This window comes from Gemmatimonas groenlandica (assembly GCF_013004105.1).
GTDB classification, from domain to species: Bacteria; Gemmatimonadota; Gemmatimonadetes; order Gemmatimonadales; family Gemmatimonadaceae; genus Gemmatimonas; species Gemmatimonas groenlandica.
Window position 1 is genome coordinate 4,035,544 of record NZ_CP053085.1, and the last position, 16,865, is coordinate 4,052,408.

The following is a 16,865-nucleotide window of genomic DNA, read 5'->3' on the forward strand; positions in this document are numbered from 1 at the left end:
TGTGAGTAAAAGTTGGGGGTTTTGAGTTTGGGTGACTCCTGACTCGTCACTTTCACTCAGAACTCACAACTCACTGTTTGTCGTTCAGAAATAGACCTGCCCCATCTTCACCAGATAATACTCGGCCATGCCGAGCATCACGAACGCGAAGACCTTTTTTACCGTCAGCATCCACGCACCAGCGCGCGGTAATCGCGACAGTGAGCCCGCTGAGAGCCCGACCGCGACCAGCAGCGTGCACATGCCGAGCGAGAACGTGAACAGGTAGAGAAAGCCGAGCAGGGCGGAGCCGGTGGTGGAGACCCAGGTGAGGACGGCGGCCATGACGGGGGCGGAGCAGGGGGCCGCGACAAGTCCTGAGGCGGCGCCCATGATGAAAGCACCCGCGACGCGCCCTCCGGTTCCGGCGTTGGCGGCGCGCTGCATGATGGCGGCGGGCACGCGGACGGGAATGACGTCGAACATCGACAGGGCGGCCAGCATGAGCAAATTCGCCATGGCGAAGTAGGCCCACGGGTTGGCCGAGACGGTGCCGAACATCGTGCCGGTGAGTCCGGCGAGGAGTCCGAGGCCGGCGTACACAGACGCCAATCCAAACACGTAGGTCAGTGAAAGCCCCAAGGGACGCCACTTTGACGCTACAGTGGCGCCTGACTGTTCTGATGATGATTGGCCGCCCACGATAGCAGCGGTGATCGGAATCATCGGATACACGCAGGGCGTGAGCGACGTCAGGACCCCGGCCCCGAACAGCAGGGGGAGCGCGGCGGCGGGATTCGACGAGAGCTGCGCGGTGACGTCGGCGATCTGCGTGAGAGCAATCATGTGGGGAAGATACAGCCGAGAGCGGGTGAGCGTTCCCCTTCGTTGAAAAAGGGCTCTGGCGCACGGGGCAGATTAAGGGGATCATGCTTGGCTCGCCCCCCCACTGATTGAGGTGTTGATGTACCGACCGACGAAGTCGCTGATGCTCCTGGCCGTGGCCAGTCTTTCGACCAGCCTAGGATTGCAGGCGCAGGCGATACGTCCCGACGCGGACCCGCGCATCGAGAAGCTGGTCGCATCGGTGTCGCAGCAGCGACTGCAGGCCACGGCCACCAAGCTCGCCGGCTTCGGCACGCGTTCTACGCTGTCCGATACCGTATCGACCACGCGCGGCATCGGCGCGGCGCGGCGCTGGATCTACGACGAGTTCAAGCGCATGAGCCCCCGGCTGCAGGTGTCGTACGACCGGCACATGCTGGCCCAGCAGGGACGCATTTCGCGCGAGGTGGAACTGGTGAACGTGGTGGCGGTGCTGCCGGGCAAGAGCGCGCGCCGCGTGTACATCACCGGTCACTACGATACCGTGAACTCGCGTCGTCCAGCGGGCGCCGATGCCACGGCCACGGCGGCCGGCGCGGCGCCGAGTGCGCCGTTGGTGCGCCCGACGATCGACAACGATTCCGATGCGCCCGGCGCGAACGATGATGGCAGCGGTACGTCGCTCACGATGGAGCTGGCGCGGGTATTCGCCGAGAGCGGTATCGAATTCGATGCGACACTGGTGTTCGTGACGTGGGCCGGTGAAGAGCAGGGGTTGATCGGCTCGATGGCGCATGCCACGGCGCTGCGCAACGCGAAGGGCGTGGTGGAAGCGAACTTCAACAACGACATCGTGGGCAGCAGCCTCGGCGGCAACGGCATCATCGACGGCGAGAGCGTGAAGATCTACTCGCTCGGGCCGGAGGATTCGCCGAACCGCTCGCTGGCGCGGTATGTCCAACGGGTGGCCGGTACCTATGTGCCATCACACACGATTCGGCTGATGGCGCGCGAAGACCGCTTCGGTCGTGGCAGCGATCACTCGTCGTTCACGGCGAATGATTTCCCCGCCATCGTGTTCCGCGAGGCGAACGAGAACTACGAGCGGCAGCACTCGCCCGACGACAAGCTGGAAGGGATGGACTTCCGCTACCTCGCGCAGAACACGCGCGTGAACGCGGCGTCGGCCGCGTCGGTGGCGCTGGCGCCTCCGGCGCCCCGTGTGACCACGAACGGTGGATCGGCCACGATCGGTCGCGGCACGTCGGGCTACGACGCCAGCTTGCAGTGGCAGCCGTCGGCGGGTGCGGTGGCGTACCGCGTGTACTGGCGCGACGCGTGGACCAACGACTGGCAGAAGTCGCAGGTGGTGGGCAACGTGACGAAGCTGCTCATGCCGAACGTGTCGATCGACGACTACGTGTTCGGCGTGGCCGCCATCGGTGCCGACGGCAACGAGAGCGTGATCAGCGCCTACGTGAGCCCGGTGCGCAAGATGACCGACGTGCTACTCAAGAAGTGACGGGCGGACAGTGACTCACACCTCTGGCGGAGACGGACATGATTCGACGGGAGTTTCTCGTGACTTCAGCGTTGGGAACAGCGGGCGCGCTCGCCAATTCGATGGGCGGCGCGGAGCGACTCGTGCATGACGCAACCGGCGTGACCGAGTACGACCACGAGCCCATGGCACCCATGCGCACCGAGCGCGCCACGCGCAAGATTCTGATCGCCGGTGGCGGATTCCGTACGGGCTTCATCAAGTACATGGCCGAGCTCACCGGCAAAGCGCGGCCGCGCATCTGCTACCTGCCGTCGGCGTCGGCCGACAGTCCGCAGTCGGCGCTCGGCTTCTACGCCTCGTGTGCGCCGCTCAACGTCGAGCCGTTCGTGCAGAACGTGTTCATCGAGAGCTTGTCGCAGAAGCAGGGATGGGATGAGGTGCTGCTGTCGATGGACGCGATCGTGGCGTCGGGTGGCAATACGCTGAATCAGCAGGCGATCTGGAAGGCACAGGGCATCGACCAGGTGCTGCGCACGGCGTGGGACCGCGGCATCGTGCTGGGTGGGGCGAGCGCCGGGTCGCTGTGCTGGTTCGAGGAGGGGACCACCGACTCGCGCCCCAAGGCACTGTCGATCGTGAAGTGCCTCGGCTTCCTGCCGGGCAGCCATTCGCCGCACTACGACGCCGAGGCGGGGCGCCGTCCGCTGTACCAGAAGCTGATCGGGTCGGGCGAGATGAAGCCCGGCTATGCCTGCGACAACGATGCCGGCATCTACTTCGAGGAAACGGCCGTGAAGCGCGTGGTTTCCACGCGGAAGGAGGCCAAGGTGTACTACGTGAGCGTGACGAACGGAAAGGTGTCGGAACGCACTCTGGAACCCGACGCGATCTAGCTAGTTTTCGAGGTTCTCTTTTTCTCCGCTCTTCGACTTCCGCTTTTCGGATTCGGCACAACATATGGCTCCGCAGTTCATTTACGTCATGAAGGCGCTGCGCAAGGTGGTTCCGCCTTCGCGCATCATCCTCGATGACATCTGGTTGTCGTTCTACCCTGGCGCGAAGATCGGTGTGCTCGGTCCGAACGGTGCCGGTAAGTCGTCGCTGCTGCGCATCATGGCGGGTGTCGATACCGAGTTTCAAGGTGAGGCGTGGGCCCACAAGGGCACGCGCATCGGCTATCTGGCGCAAGAGCCGGAGCTGGATGCCTCGCTTGACGTGCGTGGCAACGTGGAACTCGCGCTCAAGGCGCAGCGCGATGCGTTGAACGAGTTCAACGAGATCTCGCTCAAGTTCGCCGAGCCCGATGCGGACTTCGATGCGTTGATCGACCGTCAGGGGAAGCTGCAGGAGTACATCGACCAGCACGATCTGTGGAACCTCGACAACAAGATCGAAGTGGCCATGGATGCGCTGCGCCTGCCGCCGGGCGACGCCGACGTCACCAAGCTGTCGGGTGGTGAGAAGCGTCGTGTGGCGCTGTGCAAGATCCTGCTGGAAGAGCCGGATATGCTGTTGCTCGACGAGCCCACCAACCACCTCGACGCCGAAAGCGTGGCGTGGCTGGAGCACCATCTCGAGCGGTACACCGGCACCGTGGTCGCCATCACCCACGATCGATATTTCCTCGACAACGTGGCGAAGTGGATCCTCGAGCTCGATCGTGGCAAGGGCGTGCCGTACGAGGGCAACTACTCCGGCTGGCTGGAGCAGAAGCAGGCCCGCATGGCGCTCGAAGAGAAGCAGGCGAGCACGCGTCAGAAGACGTTGCAGCGTGAGCTCGAGTGGGTGCGTATGTCACCGCGAGCGCGTCAGGCCAAGAACAAGGCCCGTTTGACGGCGTACGAGGACTTGGCCAGCGAAGCGCAGCAGGATCGCGCGATGCAGAATGAAATCGTGATTCCGCCGGCGCCGCGCTTGGGTAACGACGTCGTGATCGCGAAGGGGCTCAAGAAGTCGTACGGCGACAAGCTGCTGTTCGACAATCTGTCGTTCGACCTGCCGCGCGCCGGCATCGTGGGGATCATCGGCCCGAACGGTGCCGGTAAGACCACGCTGTTCCGCATGATCAACGGGCTCGAGACGCCCGACGGTGGTGGGCTCAAGGTTGGTGAGACGGTCGAGATCTCGTATCAGGATCAGTCGCGCACCCTCGAAGGCAAGCGCACGCTGTGGGAAGAGATCTCGGGCGGACGCGAGTCGATTGCCGTGGGCAAGCGCGAAATGAATTCGCGCGCGTATGCGGCGAGCTTCAACTTCAAGGGCGCCGACCAGCAGAAGCTGGTGGCGAACTTATCGGGTGGTGAGCGCAATCGACTGCACCTCGCGAAGACGGTGCTGCAGGGTGGCAACTTGCTGCTGCTCGACGAACCGACGAACGATCTCGACGTCGATACGCTGCGCGCGCTGGAAGACGCGGTGCTGGATTTCTCCGGCTGCGCGGTGATCATCTCCCACGATCGCTGGTTCCTGGATCGCGTGGCGACGCACATTCTGGCGTTCGAAGGCGATTCGGAGACGGTGTGGTTTGAGGGGAACTACGGCGCGTACATCGAAGACTTGAAGCGCCGCAAGGGCCCGGATGCGGATATGCCCACGCGGATCAAGTACAAGAAATTGGTGCGCTCGTAACGCGTTCATTCATCAACGGTTCACGGTGGTTGGCCAATGCATGGTCCCCGTCGATGATGTCATGGAGACTAAACGCCCGACCCAGCCACCTGCTCGGTCGGGCGTTTGGTTTGTCATAACGTCTGTCGCGACAAGGCGCGCGCTGGATGATTTGCGCCATTCAAAGGTCTTCGAGTCCTTTGACGCACCTGAGGGTCGCTGGCTCACGTGCTACGGCAAGCGCGTGTCGGGCTAGCCCGGCGGCATCGCTCCCATCTTTGCTTTCCCATCCTTCATCATCTCGGCCTTCATCTCTTTCATCATGCCGGCGTGCATTTCTTTCATGACGCGGCGGGCCAGCACGAGTCGGTCCCGTTGGATGGGCGTCAGTACCGCTCGTGCCTCGACGTCCGCGCGCGCCATGGCGAGGTGTTCCAGCACCATGTGATTCGCCGCCGCGCGTAGCGCCGACTCATACGCCGTGAGGTCTGGTGCGGCAGCTTCGGTGAGGACCGCCGCGGATTGCATCCCCTCTGCATGCGCCGCCATGTGCTGCATCATCTCGGCTTGCGAGGATGCCTGCAGCGCGGTGAATCGTGCCACCTGGTCCGCCGTGAGGTCCAGCGACTCGCGCAACGACAAGCTGATCGACGCCACGTCCGTCTTGGCCTTCATGCCGCCACTCATCATCATCGCCATCATGTCCTCCGACGGCGGCATTGGCTGCATCTTCTTCATCGGCATAGTCGCGGGCTTCCGCGGCGCGGCGGTGCTCTGGGCGTACAGAGGCGCGGCAAGTAGCGCGGCGCCCATTCCCAGCACGTAGATCGCCTTCATGTCTCTCTCCCTCTGAACAATGATCTCGCGGCCTCGTCCATACAGGCGATGCCGGTACTGCATGGAGAGTCCTGCATTTCGTGCGCCACCGCATCGCACCACCGCTGCCGCTTCGGCACGCCGTGGCTACATCGCGCACATATTCAATATCTCGGCGCCTGCTCAGGTCGACACGAGACAATTGATTGCCGTGATGACAGCGTAAATGGCTCGATTTGTGCGACGAATACGCTGCACCAGTAGAAGATGCGCTCGTTGAGCGCTCGAGAGCATTCTCATTGAACGGAGCGGTCCAGTGGCCAACATCGAGTTAGGTACATACCTTCGCGGTACGAGCGTGCAGTATCACGAGTGTATCGAGGCGTGTGTGGCGTGCTTGGTCGCGTGCGAAATGTGTTCGGACGCGTGCTTGGATGAGAAGGACATCGCCATGATGCGCTCATGCATCCGGCTCGACCGCGACTGCGCGGACGCGTGCGTGGCGGCAATCCGCGTGATGAGTCGCGGCGGTCCGCTGTCGGCCGAAATGTGTCGGGCTTGTGCCGAGGCGTGCGAGGCCTGTGCCATGGAATGCGAGAAGCACGCGAGCATGTCCGAACACTGCCGACTCTGCGCCGAGGCGTGCCGCACGTGCGCGGACGCCTGCCGACAGATGGCAGCGTAAGCAGCGAAGGGGTGTCGGGCGCGCGTCTCGCGCCTGACAGCTCTGTAGGCTGTCGAGTACGCCGGAGCACCTTGTGAGCGCGGCGCTCGCTAGAGCCGCACCCGACGCAGCAACTGCGCGTTTGCGGGCACGATGATGGTGCTGGCCGCCTCAGCCTCGGCGCTTGTTCACGATGTTCAGGAACAGCCCGGGTGCGATGCGACTGGTGATCCTGAGCACTTTTGCCAGACCGACAGGGATCTCGGTTCTACCTGCGTCAAGACCTGCCATCGCGGCCGCAATGAAGGCGTCGAGCTTCATGGCTCGGGGAGGCTTGAGGCTTTGGCTTCGGTGGAGATCCGTTTCGACGACAGGCGGAATGATTTCCACGATGTGCACGGACGAATCAGCGAGCTGACGCCGCAATGAAATCGTAAAGCTGTGGACGGCTGCTTTTGTCGCTGAGTACACAGGAACAGAGGCCAGCGGCACGTAGCCGAGTCCCGACCCGATGTGGATCAGTCGCGCGTTCGATTGCCGCTTCAACAACGGCAAGAAGGCATTCGCCACGAAGATCAGACCTTTCAAGTTCACGTCAACCTCTCGGCCCAATAGGGAAGGGTCGGCCGCTTCTGCTCGCGTGAAATCGAATTGCGTCTGAATACCGGCGTTGTTGATCACGGTATCCAGCGTCGGAAATCCCGTCGAGATGCGCGCCGCGAGCGCCCCCACTTCATCGGGATCAGCCACATCGACGACTTCGATTTCCATGCCGCGATGTTTCGCGGCGACTGCGACAAGGCGTTCACGTGTGCGCCCAGCGATGATCACTTTCGCGCCGCGCGCATGGAATGCAGCGGCAAGACCGGCACCGATGCCGGAGCCGCCGCCGGTCACAAGAACAGTTGATGCAGGCGTGCTCTTGCTCACTCTTCTCCCTCCTCACTGATAGCGGCGAAAAGGTCGACTCGGTTTCCGTCTGGATCACCGACCATGGCGTACCGCTGGCCCCACGGAGCGTCCCATGGTTCCTGCCGTCCTTCATATCCCGCCGCCACAACGCGAGCGTACGTTTCATCGAGTTCATTCGCGGAGTCACAGCGGCATGCAAAGGTGACCCGCTGGCCCACCGGCTGTACCCAGTGCGGATTGTGCCCCTTCATCAGCTCCTCGGTGACAAAGCCGAGGGTCGCTCCACCAAGGGTTGAGACCTGCACCTGGGCTTCTTCGGGCCCGACGTCAGGCACGTCGAGGCCGAGCGTCCGGTAAAAGACCATCGCCGCTGTCATGTCGGCAACGACGAGATCGATGGTGTGAGGAACGATTGCCATGCTTTTTCCTCTTGCTGGATGTGTTTCGATACGATACCGTATCGTATGGCAAAGTCAAGAGTTATAGGACGCCCGCGTAGCGAAAAGTCCCGCGAGGCTATTCTCGATGCCGCTTTTCGGGTGTTGGTCGCGCGCGGCTACGCGGGCTTCACGATCGAGGCCGTGGCCGCCGAGGCGAATTCGGGAAAAACCACGGTGTATCGGTGGTGGCCAACGAAAGGCGATCTCGCCGCCGAGGCGTTCTTTCATGCAACCACGGAAGAGCTGCAGCTGCCCGAGAGCGCTTCAGCGCAGGCTGATTTTCGCATGCAGATCACGGAGCTCGCGACGCTATTGCGCGGTGAGCGCGGGCAAGCCTTGGCCGCCATGCTCGGCGGGGCACGCACCGATTCGGCACTAGGGCGAGCCCTTGGCGAGCGATGGTTAGAGCCGCGCCGTCGTTGGGGCATGGCTCGTATGCTTCGCGCTGAATCGAAAGGCCAGCTGCGGGCAGACGTGCAACCGGGCGCCGCCCTTGCCGTGCTCTATGGGCCGCTCTATGCCCCTTTGCTGTTCGGTGGTGAAGTGCCAAACGCCGAATCTGTTCAGGCATATCTCGACGTTGCGTGCCGCGGAATCTTCACCGATCCGTAGCGTCGTCGTGGCGGCAACGTCACGGGGTCTCGCCTGTTGGCGCCAAAGCGGTCTGATACATTCCCTCATGGCCTTGCCCGACATCTCCTCGCGACGCGACCTCTACAGCCTTACGCGCGCTGAGCTCCAGCAGCAGCTGGTGCAATGGGGCCTCAAGCCGGTGCATGCCGCGCGGCTGTGGAAGTATTTGTACATCGACCTCGTGTCGTCGCTTGACGAGATGCCCGAGCTGTTGCCTGCGTTGGCCGCGCGTCTGCGAGCGGAAATGACCCTGGGCGTACTGCCCACGACGCTCGAGACGGCGTCGAGCGATGGATTTACGAGAAAGTATCTGCTGTCGCTCCCGGACGCGGCCACCATCGAGACCGTGCTGATGCGCTTCACGGGGCGCGTCACCGCCTGCGTGAGTTCACAGGTGGGCTGCGCTATGGGGTGCGTTTTTTGTGCGACGGGACAGATGGGGTACACGCGTCATCTCACGCCGGGGGAGATCGTCGCGCAGGTCGTGCATGTGGCGCGTGTGCTGCGCGGCGAAGCGCCCGCTGGCGCGGTGAGGCGCCAGACGCGCCATGGGCTCGGCACTCGCCTGCGCAACGTGGTGCTGATGGGGATGGGCGAGCCGTTGCACAACTACGATGCGGTGATGCAAGCGATCGACATTCTGCTTGATCCCAATGGTCCTTCGCTCGCCGCAGGACGCATCACGCTCAGCACCGTGGGTGTCGTGCCGGGCATTCTTAGAATGGCAGCGGAACAGCGTCCGGTGCATTTGGCTGTCTCGCTTCACGCGGCCACCCAGGGCGAGCGGGCGGCGCTGGTGCCTTCCGCGCGCAAGTGGCCGCTCGACGAACTGATGGCCGCGTGCCGTACGTACAGCGCGACGACCGGTCGCCGCATCTTCTACGAGTGGACCTTGATCGAGGGGCAGAACGACGGCGTGGACCAGGCGCGCGCCGTGGGTGCGCTGCTGCGCGGGTTGCCGGCGCACGTGAACCTCATTCCGCTCAATCCGACCACTGGCTACGACGGCGCGCCGACGCGCACCGAGGCGGCGACTCGCTTTAAGCAGGTGTTGGCGGAGGAGTTCGGGCTGCCGAGTACGGTGCGCCAGCGGCGCGGGATCGACATTGCGGCCGGCTGCGGGCAGCTGGCGGTGCAGGCGCGCTGAGTGGATCGAGCGGCGCTGTGAGCGCACGTTAGGGCGCGCGGCGCAGCCGGAGCGGGCCTCGGGTGAGACCCGCCAACACCGCTCCTGGTGCGATCTCCACCGATCCTTGCGTAATGCGGAGTGCGCCCGCGAGTGCCAGATCGGCGGCGACGGCGCGAACCTGTGGCATAAGGGCGCGCCACTGGTCCGGTGCCAGCGCGCGGGCGACTTCGCTGGGGCAAATGGAGGCGTCGGCAGCGCGCGCATTGAGCAGCTGCGCGATCATGTCGGTGATGGCGTCGTTCGTCATGCGATGGCTAGAACACCGGGCGCTGCTTGCCGTGCCCCGTGGCCTGCTCGAAGGCATGCGCCAACTGTAGCAATGCCCAGTCGCCGCGCGGTTTGCCGACGATCTGTGCGCCGACGGGGAGGCCGTTGGCGCTGAAGCCAGCAGGAACGCTGATGGCCGGGCACTGCATGAAGGTCACGTACCACGCGCTGCGCATCCAGTCGATGTAGGTCGGCATCGTGACGCCGGCGACGGTGGTGGGATACTCGGTGGTGATGTCGAACGGCTCTACCTGCGTGACGGGACACACGTACGCATCGTACTTCGCGAAGAACTGCGACACGTGCCGGTACATCTGTGCTTGCCGCGCGTTGGCCCTGGCCACGTCCACGGCGCCCTGCCGTTCGGCTTCGGCGATCTCCCACTTCACGGTGTCCTTGAACAGCGAGGGATTGTCGCGCGATAGCTTCGCGTAGCCGGTGTGGTAAGTCAGATGCCGCAGCGCCGGGAATGCCTCGTCGACGCCGCTGAAATCAGGCTCGGCGTCTTCCACGATGCAGCCCATGTCGATGAACGCTTGGCGGTTGGCGTTGAGCACCCGTGTGATCTCCGGCTCGAACGGCAGTCCGCCCATGTTCGTGAACCACGCGATACGCTTGCCCTTCATGTTGGCGGCGAGCGGTCGGCGGAAGCCGGCCGGATCATCGCTGAGCGACGAAGGGTCGGGTGCGTGCACACCGGCGATAGCGCTCAGAAAGAGTGCCACGTCTTCAACGGAGCGCGCCATCGGGCCACTGGTGGAGAGCGGCGACCACGAGCCGTCGTCATCGGGTACGCGCCCCGGAGACGGACGAAAGCCGACGATGTTGTTCCATGCCCCCGGATTACGCAGTGAGCCGCCGGTGTCGCTGCCATCGGCAATCGGCAGCAAGTTACAGTTGAGTGCGCAGGCCGCGCCGCCACTCGAGCCGCCCACGGTTTTCTGCAGGTTGAACCCGTTCTTTGTGGCGCCGAATACCGCGTTGAAGGTGTTCGAGCCGGCGCCGAATTCCGGTGTGTTCGTCTTGCCGAGGGTGATGGCTCCGGCGGAACGGATGCGCTGCACGATCAGCGCATCGGTCGTCGGCACGTTGTCCTTGTACAACAACGAACCCTTGGTGGTGCGGATGCCTGCCGTGTCGACGAGATCCTTGTGTGCGACCGGCAATCCGTGCAGCGGCCCGAGCGGCTCACCGCGCGCCTGACGTTCGTCCGCCGCCTTGGCCCACGCGCGTGCCTGCTCCGGGACCAGCGTGACGATGGCATTCACCGTCGGGTTCACGCGCTCGATACGCGCCAGGTGCGCTTCGAGCACTTCGCGGGCCGACACGCTTTTGCGACGAATGCGCGCGGCGAGCTCGGTGGCCGAGAGCGACGTGAGTTCGTCGGCGGGCATGGCGTGTGGTGCGGTCATGGCGGGTGTGTTCGCGGAGAGTACGCTTGGTAGCGCGCCGGTGACGGCCGCGGCACCGACGAGTTGGGTGAAGGCGCGGCGGGAGAGTGGGTCGGTCATGGCGTGAATATGCGTTGCGCGACGGAGTCCGCGAGAGGCGGGCGCGTTCAACGACTCTGAGCCCTTGAACGGACCGTACGCGTCATCGTGCCCAGGGCAGCGTGAATGGCGCCGCGTCGCCGACGACGAACTCGCCGCCGACGGGGAAGATCGCGATCGCCTCGAACGGGGCGTCGTAGGGATTCGCGAGCGCGAACGTACTGGACGCGGGCACGATCAGCGTGTCGCCGGCGGGGATGTCCAGCACTTCTCCGTTCAGCGTCGCCTGCGCCGTACCAGAAAGCGCGACAAAGATTTCCTCGCGCGTGACGCGGTGAGGCGTGCCGGCTGTGCCGGGCTGTACGTTCAGCCGCCAGGTGGCGGTCTCCGACGCCCCGCGACTGGGTGCCGCGAGTCCGGTGAATCGGGTGCCGGGGATGTCGAACGATTGGTGGTCCGTCGCGTGAAGCAGTGGCATAAACGCCTCCATGAGGTTAATGTTCACTAAAGATTATAAACCACGGTGAAGCATATGACAAGCCCCCATCCGGCGATCGACCTCGGTGTCCTCCTCAACCTCGCGTACGGCGCGTTCGTGGCCCGACTGCAGACGGCCATGGCGAAAGCCGGATTTCAGGATCTGGGCCCGTCGTTCGGCTACGTGTTTCGCGTGCTCGACGAGGGTCCGGCGAGCCTCGTGACCGTCGCCACGCGATTGCAGATGACGTCGCAGGGCGCGCTCAAGATCGTGGCCGACATGGAGGCGAAGGGCTACGTGGAACGGCGCCACGATCCCGACGATGCGCGCGTGCGGACGGTGGCGCTCACGTCCCGCGGCCGAAAGGCGTTGCAGACCGCGCGACGCTTCCACGCGACTTTCGAAGCGCAGCTCGCGACCCACGTCGGCGCATCGCACGCGGCCATCCTGCGCAGCACGCTCGAGCGGATCGTCTCAAACGCCACGGACGACGGCATCGAGCTCACGGCACGCCCGTCCTGATCGCGTGACCGGCGCCTCGTGCGCGGTGCGCGCATCGAGGAGCTGCATGATCATCGCGGCGATAACGCTCCCGCTCATCGCCCCAGCATTGCGCCCTGTCGCTCGGCTTCGACGATCTCCCACTTCACCGTGCCCTCGAAGAGCGAGGGGCGGTCGCGCGCGACGTCAGATCGTCGGCGGGCCACGCGCACAGAATTTGCCACAGCCGTGGGTCTCCCCTAACCCACGCCCATCACATGCCAAAGAAATCCCAGCGTCCCACTGTCGCCGAGCGCACGCCAGCGGTGCGCTCCGCTCAGCAGTCAGCCGACACAGATGCGCTCGTCGCATCGGTTCCGTACAACGAGACCAAGCAGGCCGAACACGGCCGCACGCACGCAGTCGCGCCACCAGAGGGCCTTCGTCGAGCCGTGGACAATGCCGATGTCACGGCGAGCACACGGTCGGAGCGTATCGCAAATGACAAGGTTGGCAACGGCACGCCGCCGCTCGGTGTGAACCGGACCATCGACACCCTTGATGCCTTTCGCGTGGATGCGAGCGGGCAGACGCTCACGACGAATCAAGGTGTGATGATTGCCGACAATCAGCACTCGCTCAAGGCGGGCCTTCGCGGACCGACGCTACTCGAGGACTTCATTCTTCGCGAGAAGATCACGCACTTCGACCACGAGCGTATTCCCGAGCGAATCGTGCACGCGCGCGGCTCCGGTGCACACGGGTACTTCGAATGCTATGAGCCGCGGCCGGACCTCACACGCGCCGCTCCCTTTCAGGGCCTCGGCAAGCGGACGCCGGTGTTCGTGCGCTTCTCGACCGTGGCGGGCGAACGCGGGTCGATGGACACGGCGCGCGATGCACGTGGGTTCGCGGTGAAGTTCTACTCGGACGAGGGGAACTGGGATCTGGTCGGCAACAATATTCCCGTGTTCTTCATTCAGGACGCGATGAAGTTCCCAGACCTCGTCCATTCCGTGAAGCCGGAGCCGCATCATCAAATGCCGCAGGCGGCATCGGCACACGATACGTTCTGGGACTTCGTGTCGCTCATGCCCGAGTCCACGCATATGCTGATGTGGGTCATGTCCGACCGTGGCATTCCTCGCAGCTATCGCATGATGCAGGGGTTCGGCGTGCACAGCTATCGCTTTGTGACTGCGGACGGCGAGTCCCGCTTCGTGAAGTTCCACTGGAGTCCGAAGCTGGGGACGCACTCGCTGGTGTGGGATGAAGCGGCCAAGTTGGGCGGGGCGGATCCCGACTATCATCGACGTGATCTGTGGGAGGCAATCGAAGCCGGCGTCTTCCCCGAGTGGGAGCTGGGAGTACAGCTCTTTACCGAAGAGGACGCCGAGCGGTTCAGCTTCGATGTGCTCGACGCCACCAAGCTCATTCCTGAGGAGCTGATCCCCGTCACGCCGCTCGGCCGGATGGTGCTCAATCGCAATCCGGACAACTTCTTCGCCGAGACGGAGCAGGTGGCTTTCTGCACGGCACATGTGATTCCGGGTATCGACTTCTCGAATGATCCGCTGCTTGCCGGTCGCATTCACTCGTACGTGGATACGCAGATCACGCGGCTGGGGGGAGCGAACTTTCATCAGATTCCGATCAATGCACCCATCCACATGCCATTCAACAATCAGCGTGATGGCATGCACCAGCAGGCGATCCATCGCGGGCGCGTGAACTACGAGCCGAACTCACTCGCGGGCGGATGTCCATTTCAGGCAGGCGCACGAGGGTTCGTTTCTTTCCCCGATCCGGTACGCGAGGACAAGCTGCGCGGAACGCCCGAACGATTCGCTGAACACTACCATCAGGCAACGCTGTTCTACGAAAGCCAGACGACATGGGAACAGGCGCATATCGTTGGTGCATTCCGGTTCGAGTTGTCGAAGCTCACCGTACCGGCCATCCGCACGCGTGTACTCTCGCAGCTTCGAAACGTGAGCGAAGACCTCGCGTCGCGCGTGGCTGAAGGACTTGGCATGCCGCTGCCCGCGGCGATGCCGAAGGCGATCGAAAGTCCGCAGCCGCCGGAGGTCACCCGTTCGGCGGCGTTGTCGCTGACCGCCCGCCCGGGGAACGGGGAGATCCGCGCTCGACAGATCGCGCTGCTGATCGCCGATGGCGTTGATGGTGCGCCGCTGCGTGCCCTTCACGCCTTGCTCACGGAATCGGGCGCCGCACCGCGATTCGTTGGCCCCCGGCTGGGCACGTTCACGACGACCGAAGGTGAGATGATGACCGCCGACGCATCGCTCGAGAATTCACCATCGGTCCTGTTCGACGCCATAGTTCTACCGTCCGGCGCCACGGGCATCGAGGCGTTGGGCATGCTTGGTCAGACGGTCGAGTATGTGATGAACCAGTTCCGTCACAACAAGCCGATTCTGGCGTTGCCCGGATCGTCGGTACTGCTGGAACGAGCGGGAATCCCGGTGGCACGCCGCGAGAAGCTGACGGCCCTCGGCGTGTTTCTGGGTGATGATACCGGAGAGCTCACATCCGCATTCATGGGCGCACTTTCCCGTCATCGCTTCCCCGAGCGCGAGACCGATCCACCACGTGTGTAAGCGGCGCCTGTCGTAGGCGAACTCTACGCTTCCATCCTCGTCGGTGACTCGACATCTTCTTCTCGATGATCGGTGATCGCCCATCGTCGTGACGCCAGACCTTCGAGACGCGATTGATGAGTATTCACGTAGTGTTGGTGCATCCGGAGATTCACTGGAATACCGGCAACGCGGGCCGCACGTGCCTCGCCACCGGAGCCACGCTGCACCTCATCGAGCCGCTGGGCTTTTCGCTCGATGAGGCGCAGGTGAAGCGCGCGGGGCTCGACTACTGGGAGCACGTGGATGTGCGCGTGTGGCCGAGCTGGGAGGCGTTCGAAGCAGAGCTGCCGCGGCTGGGGCAGCCGTACTTCTTCTCGACGAAGGCAACGCAGCTGTTCTGGGATGCGCCGTTGGCACCGGTCGAGGGCACGGTGCTGGTGTTCGGTCGCGAGACCGGCGGATTGCCGGCGGAGTTGCACGAGCGCTACGCCGATCGGTTCGTGAGTCTACCGATCTTGTCGGAACGCGTGCGGTCGCTGAACTTGTCGACGACGGTGGCGATCGCCGTGTACGAGGTGTTACGACAGCAGCGGTAGGTTGCGTGCGTCAGCGCGCGTCGGATACCAGTCGCGTGATCGCCCGCATGCCGTCGTCGCCGATGTCGAGACTGTGCTCGTTCACGTAGAGCGCGATATGCTGTGCACACACCGCATCGGACATCTCCTGGGCGTTGGCACGTACGTAGTCGCGACTCGCTTCGGGGTGGTCGAAGGCATACTGCACCGACGCGCGTATGGCGCGCTCCACTTCGGCCGTCGTGGCCGCGTCGATGTCGGCGCGCGCACAGATGCCGGCGAGGGGCACGGGCAAATGCGTTTCGCGTTCCCACCAGTCGCCCAGATCGATCGTCTTGTGCAGCCCGTGCTCGGCGTACGTGAACCGGCTCTCGTGAATGATGAGCCCCGCGTGCACCTCTCCACTGCTCACGGCGTGCAGAATGCGATCGTAGCGCATTTCGACCACGTCCTCGAGCTGCGGCGCAGCGAGACGCAGCAAGCGATACGCGGTGGTTTCGCGACCAGGGATCGCCACGCGGGCGCTCACCGCTTGCTCCAGCGACATCGGTATACGGGTGACCACCAGCGGACCGACTCCGTGCCCGAGTGCGGCACCACTGCGCAGCAACTGATAGCTGCTGCCGACGCCGGCGAAGGCACCCACACTAAGTTTGGTGAGATCGAACTCTCCGTGGTGGGCGCGTCGGTTGAGCTCCTCGATATCGAGCAGCACCGGTACAATGCGCACCGACGTGTCGATCAGTCCGAAGGTGAGCGCATGAAAAGCGAACGTATCGTTGGGGCAAGGCGAATAGCCGAAGGTCAGCTCACGCATTGGTCAGACTCTCGTGCAGCGCGCGTACCAGTAGTGGTGTGACGCCGGTGATGGCCGCGAACGCTGCATCGAAATGCCACCGCGCGCGATCGGCTTCTTCGATCTCGTTCGAAATCGCACGCACTTCGATGGCGGGTACACCGGAGAGTTGGGCGGCACGAAGCACGCCGAATCCTTCCATCGCTTCCACCTCACAATCTGACGTGCCACCCACGCGGGCACTGGTGCCAATGGAAAGCGTGGCCGCGCCCGGGAGTGCGCCCTGCACGACGTGCAACAGCGTCGCTGATGCCTGCACCACAGTCGGCGCCCACTCCTCAGGCACAGTCGAGTCGCAATACCGGGATTCGGCACCGATCACGAGTGACGCCGGGGCCAGTGCGCGCGCCCGACGGGCGCCGGCGATGCCGACATGCAGAATGGCTGCGGGGCGGAGTTCGGCAATGGCGGCGGCGGTGCGTGCGGCCGCCTCGACCGGGCCCACACCACACTGCAGCGTGTGCCATCCTTCGGGCGACGCGAGTTCGCGCGCGGTGGCCGCCACCACCAGAATTCGTGCGCGTTCGCTCATGCGTCCCTCATAGCG

General features: G+C 64.0%; 19 protein-coding genes. 9 read left to right on the forward strand and 10 right to left on the reverse strand.

The genetic code is table 11. From position 1 onward, the window contains the following. Window positions 1–84: 84 nt before the first annotated feature. Complete coding sequence (locus HKW67_RS17180) at window positions 85–825, reverse strand: cytochrome c biogenesis protein CcdA (RefSeq protein WP_171226560.1); 741 nt, start codon at window positions 823–825, stop codon at window positions 85–87. Window positions 826–943: 118 nt separating this feature from the next. On the opposite strand from HKW67_RS17180, the gene HKW67_RS17185 reads away from it, so the two are divergent. The 3 genes from HKW67_RS17185 to ettA all read left to right on the forward strand — a co-directional run bounded on the left by HKW67_RS17185 (window position 944) and on the right by ettA (window position 4,936). Continuing rightward, entirely contained in the window at window positions 944–2,326 is a 1,383-nt protein-coding gene (locus HKW67_RS17185; protein ID WP_171226561.1) for a M20/M25/M40 family metallo-hydrolase, read from the forward strand. Between the two features lie 38 nt (window positions 2,327–2,364). Continuing rightward, entirely contained in the window at window positions 2,365–3,201 is an 837-nt protein-coding gene (locus HKW67_RS17190; RefSeq protein WP_171226562.1) for a Type 1 glutamine amidotransferase-like domain-containing protein, read from the forward strand. Window positions 3,202–3,265: 64 nt separating this feature from the next. Then, window positions 3,266–4,936, forward strand: a complete 1,671-nt coding sequence (ettA, locus tag HKW67_RS17195) for an energy-dependent translational throttle protein EttA (protein WP_171226563.1) — start codon at window positions 3,266–3,268, stop codon at window positions 4,934–4,936. A gap of 231 nt (window positions 4,937–5,167) precedes the next feature. Here ettA and HKW67_RS17200 read toward each other — a convergent pair whose 3' ends face one another. Further along, window positions 5,168–5,752, reverse strand: coding sequence for a Spy/CpxP family protein refolding chaperone (locus HKW67_RS17200; RefSeq protein WP_171226564.1), 585 nt, complete (start codon window positions 5,750–5,752; stop codon window positions 5,168–5,170). Window positions 5,753–6,089: 337 nt separating this feature from the next. Here HKW67_RS17200 and HKW67_RS22700 point away from each other — a divergent pair, with 337 nt between their 5' ends. Beyond that, window positions 6,090–6,416 carry a four-helix bundle copper-binding protein gene (locus HKW67_RS22700; RefSeq protein ID WP_484494493.1) on the forward strand — a complete coding sequence of 109 codons (327 nt, stop codon included), beginning with the start codon at window positions 6,090–6,092 and terminating at the stop codon, window positions 6,414–6,416. Between the two features lie 150 nt (window positions 6,417–6,566). On the opposite strand, the gene HKW67_RS17210 is transcribed toward HKW67_RS22700, so the two are convergent. Further along, complete coding sequence (locus tag HKW67_RS17210; RefSeq protein WP_171226565.1) at window positions 6,567–7,325, reverse strand: SDR family oxidoreductase; 759 nt, start codon at window positions 7,323–7,325, stop codon at window positions 6,567–6,569. After that, complete coding sequence (locus HKW67_RS17215; RefSeq protein ID WP_171226566.1) at window positions 7,322–7,726, reverse strand: VOC family protein; 405 nt, start codon at window positions 7,724–7,726, stop codon at window positions 7,322–7,324. The genes HKW67_RS17210 and HKW67_RS17215 overlap by 4 nt, the downstream gene beginning before the upstream one ends. A gap of 45 nt (window positions 7,727–7,771) precedes the next feature. Here HKW67_RS17215 and HKW67_RS17220 point away from each other — a divergent pair, with 45 nt between their 5' ends. Beyond that, complete coding sequence (locus HKW67_RS17220; RefSeq protein WP_171226567.1) at window positions 7,772–8,359, forward strand: TetR/AcrR family transcriptional regulator; 588 nt, start codon at window positions 7,772–7,774, stop codon at window positions 8,357–8,359. 67 nt (window positions 8,360–8,426) lie between these two features. Then, window positions 8,427–9,527 carry a dual-specificity RNA methyltransferase RlmN gene (gene rlmN / locus HKW67_RS17225; RefSeq protein WP_171226568.1) on the forward strand — a complete coding sequence of 367 codons (1,101 nt, stop codon included), beginning with the start codon at window positions 8,427–8,429 and terminating at the stop codon, window positions 9,525–9,527. Window positions 9,528–9,555: 28 nt separating this feature from the next. Here rlmN and HKW67_RS17230 read toward each other — a convergent pair whose 3' ends face one another. The 3 genes from HKW67_RS17230 to HKW67_RS17240 form a co-directional block, all read right to left on the reverse strand. Then, window positions 9,556–9,816: a DUF3253 domain-containing protein gene (locus tag HKW67_RS17230; protein ID WP_171226569.1), complete on the reverse strand. Its 261-nt coding sequence runs from the start codon at window positions 9,814–9,816 to the stop codon at window positions 9,556–9,558. 7 nt (window positions 9,817–9,823) lie between these two features. Next, window positions 9,824–11,347 carry an amidase gene (locus HKW67_RS17235; RefSeq protein ID WP_206044469.1) on the reverse strand — a complete coding sequence of 508 codons (1,524 nt, stop codon included), beginning with the start codon at window positions 11,345–11,347 and terminating at the stop codon, window positions 9,824–9,826. Window positions 11,348–11,429: 82 nt separating this feature from the next. Then, a complete protein-coding gene (locus tag HKW67_RS17240) occupies window positions 11,430–11,804 on the reverse strand; it encodes a cupin domain-containing protein (protein WP_171226570.1) in 375 nt (124 codons plus the stop codon). A 54-nt stretch (window positions 11,805–11,858) separates the two neighbouring features. Here HKW67_RS17240 and HKW67_RS17245 point away from each other — a divergent pair, with 54 nt between their 5' ends. After that, the gene (locus HKW67_RS17245; protein WP_230981186.1) at window positions 11,859–12,326 is read left to right on the forward strand and encodes a MarR family winged helix-turn-helix transcriptional regulator; all 468 of its coding nucleotides are present in this window, start codon (window positions 11,859–11,861) and stop codon (window positions 12,324–12,326) included. Window positions 12,327–12,400: 74 nt separating this feature from the next. Here the strand turns inward: HKW67_RS17245 and HKW67_RS22550 are convergent, their stop codons facing one another. Continuing rightward, window positions 12,401–12,529 carry a hypothetical protein gene (locus HKW67_RS22550; protein ID WP_269141200.1) on the reverse strand — a complete coding sequence of 43 codons (129 nt, stop codon included), beginning with the start codon at window positions 12,527–12,529 and terminating at the stop codon, window positions 12,401–12,403. A gap of 33 nt (window positions 12,530–12,562) precedes the next feature. Here HKW67_RS22550 and HKW67_RS17250 point away from each other — a divergent pair, with 33 nt between their 5' ends. After that, window positions 12,563–14,905, forward strand: a complete 2,343-nt coding sequence (locus HKW67_RS17250) for a catalase (RefSeq protein ID WP_171226572.1) — start codon at window positions 12,563–12,565, stop codon at window positions 14,903–14,905. 116 nt (window positions 14,906–15,021) lie between these two features. Next, window positions 15,022–15,483: a tRNA (cytidine(34)-2'-O)-methyltransferase gene (locus HKW67_RS17255; protein ID WP_171226573.1), complete on the forward strand. Its 462-nt coding sequence runs from the start codon at window positions 15,022–15,024 to the stop codon at window positions 15,481–15,483. Between the two features lie 10 nt (window positions 15,484–15,493). Here the strand turns inward: HKW67_RS17255 and HKW67_RS17260 are convergent, their stop codons facing one another. Then, complete coding sequence (locus tag HKW67_RS17260) at window positions 15,494–16,279, reverse strand: 1,4-dihydroxy-6-naphtoate synthase (RefSeq protein ID WP_171226574.1); 786 nt, start codon at window positions 16,277–16,279, stop codon at window positions 15,494–15,496. Then, window positions 16,272–16,850 (reverse strand): phosphorylase family protein, encoded by a 579-nt coding sequence (locus tag HKW67_RS17265; RefSeq protein WP_171226575.1) that lies wholly within the window; start codon window positions 16,848–16,850, stop codon window positions 16,272–16,274. Before HKW67_RS17265 ends, HKW67_RS17260 begins: the two co-directional genes overlap by 8 nt. Window positions 16,851–16,865: the final 15 nt, after the last annotated feature.